Origin of the sequence: Streptomyces sp. NPDC059455 (genome assembly GCF_042750115.1) — a bacterium.
In the GTDB taxonomy this organism is placed as follows: domain Bacteria; phylum Actinomycetota; class Actinomycetes; order Streptomycetales; family Streptomycetaceae; genus Streptomyces; species Streptomyces endocoffeicus.
In genome coordinates, this window is sequence record NZ_JBHYVB010000040.1 from 51,100 (window position 1) to 64,021 (window position 12,922).

At 69.1% G+C, this 12,922-nt stretch carries 13 protein-coding genes and 2 tRNA genes; 8 read left to right on the top strand and 7 right to left on the bottom strand.

What is annotated here, in order from left to right:
* Positions 1-67: 67 nt before the first annotated feature.
* The 3 genes from ACFXB5_RS16960 to ACFXB5_RS16970 all read right to left on the bottom strand — a co-directional run bounded on the left by ACFXB5_RS16960 (position 68) and on the right by ACFXB5_RS16970 (position 747).
* Positions 68-143: transfer RNA gene (locus ACFXB5_RS16960), tRNA-Gly, on the bottom strand.
* A gap of 81 nt (positions 144-224) precedes the next feature.
* Positions 225-296 (bottom strand) — tRNA-Gly (locus tag ACFXB5_RS16965).
* 133 nt (positions 297-429) lie between these two features.
* Entirely contained in the window at positions 430-747 is a 318-nt protein-coding gene (locus ACFXB5_RS16970) for an Lsr2 family protein (RefSeq protein WP_020869683.1), read from the bottom strand.
* Between the two features lie 296 nt (positions 748-1,043).
* On the opposite strand from ACFXB5_RS16970, the gene purS reads away from it, so the two are divergent.
* The 3 genes from purS to purL are packed head-to-tail and all read left to right on the top strand — an operon-like array spanning position 1,044 to position 4,257.
* Positions 1,044-1,334, top strand: a complete 291-nt coding sequence (gene purS, locus ACFXB5_RS16975) for a phosphoribosylformylglycinamidine synthase subunit PurS (RefSeq protein WP_121825304.1) — start codon at positions 1,044-1,046, stop codon at positions 1,332-1,334.
* A complete protein-coding gene (gene purQ / locus ACFXB5_RS16980; protein ID WP_020869681.1) occupies positions 1,331-2,011 on the top strand; it encodes a phosphoribosylformylglycinamidine synthase subunit PurQ in 681 nt (226 codons plus the stop codon). Before purS ends, purQ begins: the two co-directional genes overlap by 4 nt.
* Positions 2,008-4,257, top strand: a complete 2,250-nt coding sequence (gene purL, locus ACFXB5_RS16985) for a phosphoribosylformylglycinamidine synthase subunit PurL (protein ID WP_385208158.1) — start codon at positions 2,008-2,010, stop codon at positions 4,255-4,257. Before purQ ends, purL begins: the two co-directional genes overlap by 4 nt.
* Before the next feature lie 108 nt (positions 4,258-4,365).
* On the opposite strand, the gene ACFXB5_RS16990 is transcribed toward purL, so the two are convergent.
* The gene (locus tag ACFXB5_RS16990; RefSeq protein WP_385208161.1) at positions 4,366-4,764 is read right to left on the bottom strand and encodes a nuclear transport factor 2 family protein; all 399 of its coding nucleotides are present in this window, start codon (positions 4,762-4,764) and stop codon (positions 4,366-4,368) included.
* 93 nt (positions 4,765-4,857) lie between these two features.
* Between ACFXB5_RS16990 and ACFXB5_RS16995 the strand changes: the two genes are divergently transcribed.
* From ACFXB5_RS16995 to purM, 3 genes are all read left to right on the top strand, one after another.
* On the top strand, positions 4,858-5,646 hold the full coding sequence (locus tag ACFXB5_RS16995) for a sterol carrier family protein (protein WP_385208164.1): 789 nt from the start codon (positions 4,858-4,860) through the stop codon (positions 5,644-5,646).
* 167 nt (positions 5,647-5,813) lie between these two features.
* On the top strand, positions 5,814-7,373 hold the full coding sequence (gene purF / locus ACFXB5_RS17000) for an amidophosphoribosyltransferase (protein WP_385208167.1): 1,560 nt from the start codon (positions 5,814-5,816) through the stop codon (positions 7,371-7,373).
* A 44-nt stretch (positions 7,374-7,417) separates the two neighbouring features.
* Positions 7,418-8,485: a phosphoribosylformylglycinamidine cyclo-ligase gene (purM, locus tag ACFXB5_RS17005; protein WP_385208170.1), complete on the top strand. Its 1,068-nt coding sequence runs from the start codon at positions 7,418-7,420 to the stop codon at positions 8,483-8,485.
* A 104-nt stretch (positions 8,486-8,589) separates the two neighbouring features.
* On the opposite strand, the gene ACFXB5_RS17010 is transcribed toward purM, so the two are convergent.
* Both ACFXB5_RS17010 and ACFXB5_RS17015 read right to left on the bottom strand, forming a co-directional pair.
* Entirely contained in the window at positions 8,590-8,844 is a 255-nt protein-coding gene (locus ACFXB5_RS17010; protein ID WP_385208173.1) for a DUF3073 domain-containing protein, read from the bottom strand.
* Between the two features lie 424 nt (positions 8,845-9,268).
* Positions 9,269-10,423, bottom strand: a complete 1,155-nt coding sequence (locus ACFXB5_RS17015; RefSeq protein WP_385208176.1) for a Leu/Phe/Val dehydrogenase — start codon at positions 10,421-10,423, stop codon at positions 9,269-9,271.
* 176 nt (positions 10,424-10,599) lie between these two features.
* Between ACFXB5_RS17015 and ACFXB5_RS17020 the strand changes: the two genes are divergently transcribed.
* Complete coding sequence (locus ACFXB5_RS17020) at positions 10,600-11,436, top strand: hypothetical protein (protein WP_385208178.1); 837 nt, start codon at positions 10,600-10,602, stop codon at positions 11,434-11,436.
* Positions 11,437-11,935: 499 nt separating this feature from the next.
* Positions 11,936-12,142, top strand: a complete 207-nt coding sequence (bldC, locus tag ACFXB5_RS17025) for a developmental transcriptional regulator BldC (protein WP_020869672.1) — start codon at positions 11,936-11,938, stop codon at positions 12,140-12,142.
* A gap of 451 nt (positions 12,143-12,593) precedes the next feature.
* Here bldC and ACFXB5_RS17030 read toward each other — a convergent pair whose 3' ends face one another.
* Positions 12,594-12,806, bottom strand: coding sequence for a DUF6274 family protein (locus ACFXB5_RS17030; RefSeq protein ID WP_385208181.1), 213 nt, complete (start codon positions 12,804-12,806; stop codon positions 12,594-12,596).
* Positions 12,807-12,922 lie beyond the last annotated feature (116 nt).

Below are 12,922 nucleotides of genomic sequence, written 5' to 3' on the forward strand. Positions count from 1 at the left end.
CCGTGGTGCTGTCCCACCCCCCCAATCTCCCGCGCGCCCCTGCTCACCGCCCCCGCCGCCTCAGATCTGGAGCGGACGACGAGATTCGAACTCGCGACCCTCACCTTGGCAAGGTGATGCTCTACCAACTGAGCCACGTCCGCATGCCTCCGACCGGCTTTCACCGATCGGCGCGCGCATCACTCTACCTGATCCTCGTCAAGAGGACGCCGATAGGCGATGAGAGCGGGTGACAGGGATCGCACACTGCGCCTCCCCCTTGGAAAGGGGGCGCTCTACTACTGAGCTACACCCGCATGGTGTCTTCCTCGGGGTTTCGGCCTTTCGGCCTCGCCCCTCGGCGTGCTCCAGACTTTAGCGGACCACCCGGGGTGGTGTGCAACTCGGCTGAACGGGTGCCTCAACGGGTGCCTCGGATGAACGGTCGCCTCAGGCCGACTCGTCGAAGGCTTCGTAGACCTTCTTGGGGATCCGGCCGCGCGGAGGCACCTCCATGCCGTTCGACCGGGCCCAGGCGCGCACCGCGGCCGGGTCCGGGGCGACGGCGGTGCGCCGGTACGTCTTGCCCGAGCGGGCCCGCTTGCGGCCGGCCTCCACGTACGGTGCGAGAGCGTCGCGCAGTTTCGACGCATTGGCAGAGTTGAGGTCGATCTCGTACAACCTGCCGTCGAGTCCGAACGTGACCGTCTCTTCCGCTTCGCCTCCTTCGAGGTCGTCGGAGAGCGTGACTACTACGCGCTGCGCCACGGATATCGGTCCTTTCGGGCTGCATCGTTGCGTTGACGTGCAAAGATGTCAGCTGTCCAGTTGTGTCCAACAATGCTTTTTCATTTGTACAGTGACTGGCATTGCATTGTGAACCCCAGTAATTCCATCCGCGTGTCACGCCGTGATCGGGACCGTACATTTTTCCCCGACCTTTCCCCGTCAGTTGCCACCGACGATGCTTAAACGTGACCGAACCCTTGCATATCTACTCGCGTAGATTTTTGGCCGGGGTAGGCTTGGGCACCGCCTTACGCACCAGCACCACACCACCGGGAGTGCCAGTGGCACGCGTCGTAGTCGACGTCATGCTCAAGCCGGAGATCCTCGACCCCCAGGGCCAGGCGGTGCAGCGAGCACTGCCCCGCCTCGGTTTCGAGGGGATCGCCGACGTCCGCCAGGGCAAGCGCTTTGAACTCGAGGTGGAGGGCCCGGTCGATGACGCCGCCCTCGCCCGTATCCACCAGATCGCCGAGACTTTTCTGGCGAACACCGTGATCGAGGACTTTTCCGTAAAGGTCGAGGCCGGCGAGGGTGCCGACGCTACCGCCGTGAAGGCGGAGTCGTGACCGCACGCGTCGGAGTCATCACCTTCCCCGGCACGCTCGACGACCGTGACACCCAGCGCGCGGTCCGCGCCGCCGGGCTGGAAGCCGTACCGCTGTGGCACCGCGACAAGGACCTCAAGCAGGTCGACGCGGTGATCTTGCCGGGCGGCTTCTCCTATGGCGACTATCTGCGGGCCGGAGCGATCTCCCGCTTCTCCCCGGTAATGGACTCGGTGATCGACCAGGCGAAGGCCGGTATGCCGGTGCTTGGCATCTGCAATGGCTTCCAGGTACTCACCGAGACCCATCTCCTCCCCGGTGCGATGCTGCGGAACAACCATCTGCACTTCATCTGCCGTGATCAGAAGTTGCGAGTGGAAAACGCGGAGACGGCCTGGACGCGCTCCTATGAGCGGGGTCAGGAGATCAACATCCCGCTGAAGAACATCGACGGCCGCTATGTCGCCGATGAGCGCGTCCTCGATGAACTCGAGGCCGAGGGACGCGTCGTCTTCCGCTATCAGGAGCTCAACCCCAACGGTTCGCTCCGCGACATCGCCGGTATCTGCAATGCGGCGGGCAATGTCGTCGGTCTCATGCCCCACCCCGAGCACGCCGTCGAACCGCTGATCGGCACCGGTCGCACCGACGGTCTCGGATTCTTCACCTCGATCCTCAAGAGGCTGGTCAGCGCATGACCCTGGACACCACCAAGCACGCGGCGCAGACCCCGGAGGCCGAGCAGCCCTGGGCCGAGCTCGGTCTCAAGCAGGACGAGTACGAGCGCGTCCGCGCCATCCTGGGCCGCCGCCCCACCGGCGCCGAGCTCGCGATGTACTCCGTCATGTGGTCCGAGCACTGTTCGTACAAGTCGAGCAAGGTCCATCTGCGGCAGTTCGGTGAGAAGGCCCCCGAGAACGACGCCCTGCTCGTCGGCATCGGCGAGAACGCGGGTGTGGTCGACGTCGGCCAGGGCTACGCGGTCACCTTCAAGGTCGAGTCGCACAACCACCCCTCGTACATCGAGCCCTACCAGGGCGCGGCCACCGGCGTCGGCGGCATCGTCCGCGACATCCTCGCCATGGGTGCCCGCCCGGTGGCCGTGATGGACCCGCTGCGCTTCGGCGCCGCCGACCACCCCGACACCAAGCGGGTGCTGCCCGGCGTGGTCGCGGGCATCGGCGGCTACGGCAACTGCCTGGGCCTGCCCAACATCGGCGGCGAGGTCGTCTTCGACCCCTGCTACCAGGGCAACCCGCTGGTCAACGCGTTGTGCGTGGGTGTGATGAAGCACGAGGACATCCACCTGGCCAAGGCGTCCGGCACGGGCAACAAGGTCATCCTCTACGGCGCCCGCACCGGCGGGGACGGCATCGGCGGTGTCTCCGTGCTGGCCTCGGAGACTTTTGACGACAGCAAGCCCGCCAAGCGCCCCGCGGTCCAGGTCGGTGACCCCTTCCAGGAGAAGCTGCTCATCGAGTGCACCCTGGAGATCTTCAAGGAGAACCTGGTCGAGGGCATCCAGGACCTCGGCGGCGCCGGGCTCTCCTGCGCCACCAGCGAGCTGGCCTCGGCCGGTTCCGGCGGGATGCGGGTCGAGCTCGACACCGTGCCGCTGCGCGACTCCTCGCTCTCCCCCGAGGAGATCCTGATGAGCGAGTCGCAGGAGCGCATGTGCGCGATCGTGAAGCCCGAGAAGGTCGACCGCTTCCTGGAGATCTGCGAGAAGTGGGACGTCATCGCCACCGTCATCGGTGAGGTCACCGACGGCGAGCGGCTGGAGATCTACTGGCACGGCGAGCAGATCGTGGACGTCCCGCCGCGCACCGTCGCCCACGAGGGCCCGGTCTACGAGCGCCCCTACGCCCGCCCCGAGTGGCAGGACGCCCTCCAGGCCGACGACGCGGGCAAGCTGCCGCGCCCGGCCACGGCGGAGGAGCTGCGCGAGCAGATCCTCAAGGTGATCGGCTCCCCGAACCAGTCGTCCAAGTCCTGGATCACGGATCAGTACGACCGCTTCGTGCAGGGCAACACGGTCCTCGCCCAGCCCGAGGACTCCGGCATGGTCCGGGTGGACGAGGAGACCGGCCTCGGCGTGGCCGTCGCCACGGACGGCAACGGCCGCTACGCCAAGCTGGACCCGTACGCGGGGGCGCAGCTCGCGCTCGCCGAGTCGTACCGCAATGTGGCCGCGTCCGGCGCCAAGCCGCTGGCCATCTCCAACTGCCTCAACTTCGGCTCGCCGGAGGACCCCGCGGTCATGTGGCAGTTCGCGGAGGCCACCCGCGGGCTCGCGGACGGCTGTCTGACCCTGGGCACCCCGGTCACCGGCGGCAATGTGTCGCTGTACAACCAGACCGGGGAGGTGGCCATCCACCCCACGCCCGTCGTCGCCGTTCTCGGCGTGATCGACGATGTGGCCCGCCGCACCCCGATCGCCTTCGCGGAGGAGGGCCAGCTCCTCTATCTGCTGGGCGACACCACGGCGGAGCTGGGTGGCTCGGCCTGGTCCCAGGTGATCCACGACCACCTGGGCGGACTGCCGCCGAAGGTGGACCTGGAGCGGGAGCGGCTGCTGGCCGAGATCCTGATCTCGGCCTCGCGTGACGGCATGGTGGACGCGGCCCACGACCTGTCCGACGGCGGTCTGATCCAGGCGCTCGCCGAGTCGTGTCTGCGCGGCGGCAAGGGCGCCCGGATCGTCGTCCCCGACGGTCTGGACCCCTTCGTCCTGCTGTTCTCCGAGTCCGCGGGCCGGGCGATCGTCGCCGTACCGCGCAGCGAGGAGGTCCGCTTCAACGACATGTGCGGGGCGCGGGGGCTTCCGGCGGCCCGTATCGGCGTGGTCGACGGGGACGCGATCGACGTCCAGGGGCAGTTCTCCATCCCGCTGGCCGAGCTGCGGGAGTCGTACGAGGCGACGATCCCGGGTCTGCTGGTCTGAGGACCGGCCCGAGGACTGGCCTGAGGACTGGCCCGAGAACGCATGCCGTACGGCCCGCCCCCTGACGTCGGGGAGCGGGCCGTACGGTCCGTTCGGACCTTGTGGGGCTCACTTCCCCCAGAAGGCGTTGGCGGCGTCGATGTCCTCGACGCACTGGTCGATGTCGCTGATCTTCCCGCCGACGATGGTGAAGAACAGCCCGGTCTTCATGTCCAGCGTGCGGTTGCCCCGCTCGGCGCGCACGTGGTGGCTGGAGATCACATGACCGCGCCCGTCGGGCATCACCGACTCCAGATCGACCCGCAGCGTGCCACCGGTCTCCTCGAACTCGGTGCGGTACAGCCGCATACACGCGTCCCGGCCCTTGTGGTGTCCGGAGATCATGTTGTCACCGGGCACATGCTGCATGACGTCCGCCGTCAGCAGCGTGGAGAGGGTGTCCAGGTCGCCCTCCTGGAACGCGGCGCATGCGCGGCGCACCACGGCGGCATCGGGGTGCTCGCCCATGGTCATTCACACCTTTCATTCTGATTGATACCTCTCTATCCCCTTCTGTCCATCGTCCGCCCGCCCCGCGGGGCTGTCGATAGGCTCGGCGCCATGCCGCCTCGTGCCCGTGCCCGCAGCTATGACCCCGCCAAGACCAGGACCGCCGTGGTCGCGCAGCTCCGGCAGGTGCGGAAGGCGGCCGAGGGGCTGGACGAGACCGCCCTGGACGCCCCCACCCGGCTCGGCGACTGGACGGTCCGGGAGCTGATCGCGCATCTGGCGATGGCCGTGACGTCGGTCGTACGGCTCCTGGAGCGGCCCGCGCCGCCCGCGCGCGAGGTCACCGTCACCGGTTGGGCGTCGGCGGTGGCCGGGCACTCGGGCTCGATCGACGGTGAGACCCGCGCCCTCGCGGCGGACGCGGAACCGGGCGAGCTGCTGGAACGCGCCGAGGCCCGGTTCGCCGAGGTGGCCGCCGTCGCGCCCGCCGACCGGCTGCTGGCCGCCCGCGTCGGGGCGATGCGGCTGGACGACTACCTGGTCACCCGCTGTGTGGAGCTCGTGGTCCACGCCGACGATCTGGCCGATGCCACCGGCGTCCCCGTGCCGCACGACCGCCAGGCGCTGGCCACCGCCACCCGGGTGCTCGCCGACGCCCTCGCGGCGAAGGCGCCCGGCGGCTCGGTCGAGGTCCGGGTCCCGCCGTTCGCCGTGATTCAGTGCGTCGAGGGCCCCCGGCACACCCGCGGCACCCCGCCGAACGTCGTCGAGACCGATCCGCCGACCTGGATCCGCCTCGCCACGGGCCGTCTGACCTGGGCCGAGGCCCTGGAGTCCGGGCCGCTGACCGCGAGTGGCGACCGCGCCGACCTCTCCGCCCACCTCCCGGTGCTCGGCTGACGGGCCTCAGATGTGATCCTCGCCTCGGACGGGCGGCTCCGCCCCCGGCCGTGCCCAGGTCGGGCGCGGGTCCCGGGGGTCCGCGAGCGGCGCGGAGAATGTGACTTACGCCCTCCTGACGGGTCCCTCGTTCGGACGCACCGCTGAACTGGCCTAGACTCGATGTCGTGCCACGTGGTGACGGACGACTCAGCCACGACCTGCTCCCCGGTGAGAAGGGCCCCCAGGACGCTTGCGGCGTCTTCGGAGTCTGGGCACCGGGAGAAGAGGTCGCCAAACTCACCTATTTCGGGCTGTACGCACTGCAGCACCGTGGACAGGAGTCCGCGGGCATCGCGGTGAGCAACGGCTCCCAGATTCTTGTCTTCAAGGACATGGGCCTGGTCTCACAGGTCTTCGACGAGACCTCCCTCGGCTCCCTGACGGGCCATATCGCGGTCGGTCACGCCCGCTACTCCACCACCGGAGCCTCGGTGTGGGAGAACGCGCAGCCGACGTTCCGGGCCACCGCCCACGGCTCGATCGCGCTGGGCCACAACGGGAACCTGGTCAACACCGCCGAGCTGGCGGAGCTGGTCGCGGCCCTGCCCCGCGACGGCGGCCGGGCCACCCAGGTGGCGGCCACCAACGACACCGACCTGGTCACCGCCCTGCTCGCGGGCCAGGTGGACGAGGACGGCAAGCCGCTCACCGTCGAGCAGGCGGCCCCCGTCGTGCTGCCCAAGGTCAAGGGCGCTTTCAGCCTCGTCTACATGGACGAGCACACGCTGTACGCGGCGCGCGACCCCCAGGGCATCCGGCCGCTGGTCCTCGGCCGCCTCGAGCGCGGCTGGGTGGTGGCGTCCGAGACCGCCGCCCTGGACATCGTGGGCGCGTCCTTCATCCGTGAGATCGAGCCCGGCGAGATGGTCGCCATCGACGAGAACGGGCTGCGCTCCACCACCTTCGCCGAGGCCCGCCCCAAGGGCTGTGTCTTCGAGTACGTGTACCTGGCCCGCCCCGACACCGACATCGCCGGGCGGAACGTGTACCTCTCCCGGGTCGAGATGGGCCGCCGGCTGGCCAAGGAGGCCCCGGCCGACGCCGACCTGGTGATAGCGACGCCCGAGTCCGGCACCCCGGCCGCCGTCGGCTACGCCGAGGCCAGCGGGATTCCGTACGGTTCCGGGCTGGTCAAGAACAGCTATGTGGGCCGGACCTTCATCCAGCCCTCGCAGACCATCCGGCAGCTCGGCATCCGGCTCAAGCTGAACCCCCTCAAGGAGGTCATCCGGGGCAAGCGCCTGGTGGTCGTCGACGACTCGATCGTCCGCGGCAACACCCAGCGCGCCCTGGTGCGGATGCTCCGCGAGGCCGGGGCCGCCGAGGTCCACATCCGGATCTCGTCCCCGCCGATCAAGTGGCCGTGCTTCTTCGGCATAGATTTCGCCACCCGCGCCGAGCTGATCGCCAACGGTCTCTCGGTCGAGGAGATCGGCAAGTCGCTGGGCGCCGACTCTCTGGCGTTCATCTCCACCGACGGCATGATCGAGGCGACCACGATCGCCAAGCCGAATCTGTGCCGGGCCTGCTTCGACGGTGAGTACCCGATGGACCTGCCGGATCCGGAGCTGCTGGGCAAGCACCTCCTGGAGTCCGAGACCCAGGTCCCGAGCAGTGGTGACGCCGACGGTGTGACGACGCTGACCGCCGGTGTCGGCGGCGGCGACGCCCTGCGCCGTCCCTGAGCGCCGCCCTGCCCGTTATCCCCGACACGAAAGATCTCAACGTCATGTCCGAGTCCGGGTCCACCTACGCCGCCGCGGGCGTCGACATCGAGGCGGGCGACCGCGCCGTCGAGCTGATGAAGGAGTGGGTCAAGAAGGCGAGCCGGCCCGAGGTGGTGGGCGGCCTCGGCGGTTTCGCCGGGCTCTTCGACGCCTCCGCCCTGGCCCGCTACCAGCGTCCGCTGCTCGCCTCCGCCACCGACGGGGTCGGCACCAAGGTGGACATCGCCCGGCGGATGGGCGTGTACGACACCATCGGCCGCGACCTGGTCGGCATGGTCGTGGACGACCTGGTGGTCTGCGGTGCCGAGCCGCTGTTCATGACCGACTACATCTGCGTCGGCAAGGTCTACCCGGAGCGCGTCGCCGCCATCGTCAAGGGCATCGCCGAGGGCTGCACCCTGGCCGGCTGCGCCCTGGTGGGCGGCGAGACCGCCGAGCACCCGGGGCTGCTGGGCGCCGATGACTTCGATGTCGCCGGGGCCGGTACGGGCGTGGTCGAGGCCGATCGGGTGCTGGGCGCGGATCGCATCCGAACGGGTGATGCGGTGATCGCCATGGCATCGTCCGGACTTCACTCGAACGGGTACTCACTCGTCCGCCATGTGCTCTTCGACCGGGCCGGCTGGGCGCTGGACCGCGATGTGCCGGAGCTCGGCCGGACGCTGGGGGAGGAGCTGCTGGAGCCCACCCGGATCTACTCGCTGGACTGCCTGGCCCTCACCCGCACCACCGAGGTGCACGCCTTCTCGCACATCACCGGCGGCGGGCTCGCCAACAACCTCGCCCGGGTCATCCCCGAGGGGCTGCGCGCGGTCGTGGACCGCTCGACCTGGACCCCCGGAGCGATCTTCCAGCTGGTCGGCGAGGCCGGTTCGGTCGAGCGCCTGGAGCTGGAGAAGACCCTCAACATGGGCGTCGGCATGATGGCGGTGGTCCCGGCGGACTCCGTGGATGTGGCACTCACCACGCTCGCCGACCGCGGCGTCGAGGCCTGGGTCAGCGGTGAGATCACCGAGCGCACGGCCGGGGACGCGGAAGCGGTGACGCTGACCGGTGACCATGCGGGCTGAGATGGCCGCGCCGTGTGCGCGGACAGCACAGAAGCCGGTCCGAGGCGGGTACCCCGGACCGGTGGAGGTGTGCGGCGATATGCCGAGCGCCTGGAACGTGTGGTTCAGGCGCGGCGACGCTGCGGGGACGGATCGGACTGTTCGTCGTCCTCGTCCTCATCGCCGTTGTACAGATCCGCGTACTGTGCGTACGGGTCGTCGTCCAGCTCATCGTCCTCGAACCGCTCACCATTCGGCGGCTGATTCGTTGGCGATGCGCCCAGCTCCTCGGCCAGGCGTGAGAGATCCGTCCCACCGCTGTTGTACTTCAGCTGGCGGGCGACCTTCGTCTGCTTGGCCTTGGCCCGGCCGCGCCCCATGGCTCGACCCCCTCAACGACGGGGCTCGACGGCCCCAGAGTCTTGACACGCGTTCACGTTCATAAATCGGAGCGGACTCTCAAAAGAGAGACCGGTCCGTAGGGCTTCAACGGTACCTGCTTCTGTGGCCATACGGTACGTCGCCCACACGACGTGCCACGAGGCAGAACCCGCGAGGAGCCCGTTCCTCGCTGGTCAGCTGCGATTTTAACGTGTCTTGTGCGCCGACCCGCCGACGGGCCGTGAGGGATCTCTCTCCGATGGCTCCCAGGGGGCTCTCACGCCCCCCGTACGGCCGCCTCCGGCAAGGGGTCCCGCACGGCCCGTCCACACGCCTCACACCGCTCCTCAGACGCTCTCAGAGGCTTCCAGCGGCCCTGGGGCGCCCCGTGGCCCATGCCCGTGGCATCTGCCAGGCCACGGCTCAGGCGTCATGGCCCTCCGCCATCCGGTGCTCGGCCAGCCGGTCGGCGGCCGCGGCGGGCGGGATGCCGTCGGTCTGTGCCCGATCGAATATGGCCAACGTCGTGTCGAAGATCTTCGCCGCCTTGGCCTTGGCCCGGTCGAAGTCGAAACCGTGCAACTCGTCGGCCACCTGGATGACACCACCGGCGTTCACCACGTAGTCCGGCGCGTAGAGGATGCCGCGGCCGTCCAGGTCCTTCTCCACGCCCGGGTGGGCCAGCTGGTTGTTGGCCGCGCCGCACACCACCTTCGCGGTCAGGACGGGCACCGTGGCGTCGTCCAGGGCGCCACCGAGCGCGCACGGGGCGTAGACGTCCAGGTCGGCGCGGATCAGCGCCTCGGTGTCCCGGACCGCCTGGACGCGGGGATGGCGGGCCAGCACGCGGTCCACCGACTCGGTGCGCACATCCGTGACCACCACCTCGGCGCCGTCCTCCAGCAGGTGCTCCACCAGGTGGTGGCCGACCTTGCCGACCCCCGCGATGCCGACCCGGCGGCCGCGCAGCGTGGGCGCGCCCCAGGACGCCTGGGCGCTCGCCCGCATCCCCTGGGAGACGCCGAAGGCGGTCAGCACCGAGGAGTCGCCGGCGCCGCCGTTCTCGGGGGAGCGGCCGGTGGTCCAGGGGCACTCGCGGGCGACGACGTCCATGTCGGCCACATAGGTGCCCACATCACAGGCGGTGACGTAGCGCCCGCCGAGGGAGGCCACGAAGCGGCCGTAGGCGAGCAGCAGCTTCTCGGTCTTGATCTCCTCGGGATCGCCGAGGATCACGGCCTTGCCGCCACCGTGGTCGAGCCCGGCGAGCGCGTTCTTGTACGACATGCCGCGGGCGAGGTTGAGCGCGTCGAGGAGCGCCGCTTCTTCGGGGTGCTCCTCGGAGGCGTAGGCGTGGAAGCGGGTGCCGCCGAGGGCCGGGCCGAGGGCGGTGGAGTGGATGGCGATGACGGCTTTCAGGCCGCTCTCCCGGTCCTGGCAGAGCAGCACCTGCTCATGCCCGCCGAGATCGGAGCGGAACAGTGTCGAAAGCGGTGAGAGAGGGTTCGGCACGCGACTCTCCGTCGGACCGTCGGCGCTGACGGTGTGACGTACGTCGGTCACGGTGGTGACTCCCATAGGTCGGGGTAGACGCCCTCCTGGCTGGTGGGGAGGGCCGTGGGCAAGAGGGTAAGCCCTGGGGCCCGGGGGGATCGGCCATGTCCCCGACGAGTCCGTACGCCGGGCATGGGACGATGCCGTCAGGTGGGGGTAAGGGAGCCCCTGGCGGTGGTCTCAGCCTTGAGGGAGCGCGTGTGACCTTGGCGTCTTCGGTGATTGTCCCGTACGCGGCGTATCTCCGGGTCTATGAGCCACTGGCGGCGTTCCCGGAGCCGGAGAGATCGCACTGGGCTCGGTATGCCAAGCGCGACGACCTGCCCGGTGCGCAGGATGAGCTGCGCCGCTCGCTCGCTGACCTGCTGCCGGTCCCCCCGGTGGCGGTTCCGGTGCACGAGAGCGCGGACGCCTTCGTGGCGCTCGTGGGCGGCGTCACCTGTGTCTGCCCGTGGCGTACCCGGCTGAGGGGCTGGATGGCCCTGGAGGAGCTCCCGGAGCGCCTTCCCGGGCCCCTTCTGGACGCGGCCCTGCCCCCGGTGGTGCGCCGGCAGGCGGTGGCCGACTTCGAGCGGTGGCTGGAGCGCAACCCGGACGCCCGGCCGTGGATCCGCTCGGCCACCTGGCATGTGCCGGTGCGCTGGTTCGTGCTCTTCGGGGACGAGGAGCGCGAGTTCACCAAGGGTGACGACGGTCTCATCCTCCGCTACCGCACCCCAATGGTCCAGGCCAGGCGCCGGGTGGCGCGTGGGCTTAAGGTGCTCAAGGAGGCTCTCGGCGAAGGGCCGCTGATCGACGGGCTGGTGGACGTCGGCCGGTGGCTCGAGGAGTTCCACCCCCGGTCGTTGGTCGAGCTGGACTACGGCGGCCTGGTGCACACGCTGCCGGCCGGGCAGCTGGAGGACGACCACTCGGCCGCGGATGTGGCGGAGGGTCTGGCGGCGCTGCGCGACGGGGACGGGGAGCGTGCGGGTGTCGCGTACGAGCGGCTGACCGACCGCTGGAGCGTGATCCGCGGGCGGCAGAGCGCGAGCTGAACGCCCGGCCGAATGGGCGCCGGGCGACCGGTTGAGCGGTTCGCCGGAACAGAGGGGACGTAGGTCCCGATCCGGGCCATTGCCTCAATCGTGACCTAAAGCACTGACTTCGGGCCTTGCGGTAATCACCCACCCTCGTGTCAAAATAGGACAAGGAGTCCGGGAGGGACTCCTTCCGCCCAACTATGGGCGGATTCATCGGTATTGCACTCCTTGACGGATCTGGTGACCCCTGATCCTGTTGTGACTGATCGTCACGGCCGTGTGACGGTCCGCTATGGCATGGTCCATCGGCTTCCGTCGAGGTTGGTCACCTGAGAGGGCAATTCCATCGGTTTGGCCGACGGGGCTGGACAGATGGTGTAGTTGTAGTGCCGAGGACAAGCCGTTCGTCCTATAACCGACTCGGCCCGCGTCCGCCATTTCGGGCAACGTGGGTCAAGGTGCAGAATTTAGAGGAAAGAACCGTGATGGTTCGGTTCTCCCGAGGAGGCCGCTCATGACCGCTCGCACCCCTGATGCCGAGCCGCTGCTGACCCCGGCTGAGGTTGCCACGATGTTCCGCGTGGACCCGAAGACGGTCACTCGCTGGGCGAAGGCAGGCAAGCTCACGTCGATCCGCACGCTCGGAGGGCATCGGCGCTACCGCGAAGCGGAGGTCCGTGCTCTTCTTGCGGGCATCCCGCAGCAGCGCAGCGAGGGCTGAACAACCGCATAACCGGGCATTTCCGGGCCCCCCAGCCCGGTTTTCGCCTGTATTGGCTCCACCACGACGGGTGCCTGCCCCAACAGGCCCTCCACCGCTCGACATGGGTGCGTCGTTGATCGCGCTGGACTCCGCCGGGTCCGGCGCGATCTTTTTATGCCCTGGGACAGCCTTCCGGAGGGTGCTTCCAGGGGTCTTCAAGTGCCCCTGGAAGCGCAATCGTTCGGGTTGTGCGGGGTGGTCCGCAAGGGGCTCGGGGAAGCTCGCGGAGCGCTTTCGGGGGGCTCGTGGGGGTCACGGACAGAGGGTGCAATTGCACATATTAAATTGACCTGTGGTGAGAGGGGTGTAAGTTCCCTCACTCCGGAAACTCATTCGGTGACTCCCGTCACACTTCCCAACCCTTGCCCTGTGTCCAGTGGTTGCGCTAAAAGGCAACCGCGGTAAGGGCTTACCGAGTTGACGGTGGCGAGGCCGCCGTCGTCTCCTCGCGCTTCTCGTGTTCGGCCCCGTCACCCGCCTCGTCGGCCGCCGAGTGCTCCATCGCCAGCCGCAGCAGGCGATGGCAGATCGGACAGTGCCGGGTGAAGTGGCGGTTGCCGACGGCGGCCGCCAGATGGGCGCGCAGCAGCGCCCTGGTCTCATGCCTCGCGGACGTCGTCATACGCCGCACCTCCCGCGCACCCCCGCGCACACCTTTTAGTTTGGGTACCTCCGCGTGTGGTGTGCCGTCAAGACGCGGAACGGGCGCGGGACCCGACTCGTGGGGGGCGGGGCGCG

What these genes read in the sequence shown, in the direction of transcription:
- purL (WP_385208158.1), top strand. Translation starts at nt 2,008, where the DNA reads ATGACCCTGGACACCACCAAGCACGCGGCGCAGACCCCGGAGGCCGAG.
- ACFXB5_RS16990 (WP_385208161.1), bottom strand. Translation starts at nt 4,764, where the DNA reads ATGGGCGAGCACCCCGATGCCGCCGTGGTGCGCCGCGCATGCGCCGCG.
- ACFXB5_RS16995 (WP_385208164.1), top strand. Translation starts at nt 4,858, where the DNA reads ATGCCGCCTCGTGCCCGTGCCCGCAGCTATGACCCCGCCAAGACCAGG.
- purM (WP_385208170.1), top strand. Translation starts at nt 7,418, where the DNA reads ATGTCCGAGTCCGGGTCCACCTACGCCGCCGCGGGCGTCGACATCGAG.
- ACFXB5_RS17010 (WP_385208173.1), bottom strand. Translation starts at nt 8,844, where the DNA reads ATGGGGCGCGGCCGGGCCAAGGCCAAGCAGACGAAGGTCGCCCGCCAG.
- ACFXB5_RS17015 (WP_385208176.1), bottom strand. Translation starts at nt 10,423, where the DNA reads ATGGGAGTCACCACCGTGACCGACGTACGTCACACCGTCAGCGCCGAC.
- bldC (WP_020869672.1), top strand. Translation starts at nt 11,936, where the DNA reads ATGACCGCTCGCACCCCTGATGCCGAGCCGCTGCTGACCCCGGCTGAG.
- ACFXB5_RS17030 (WP_385208181.1), bottom strand. Translation starts at nt 12,806, where the DNA reads ATGACGACGTCCGCGAGGCATGAGACCAGGGCGCTGCTGCGCGCCCAT.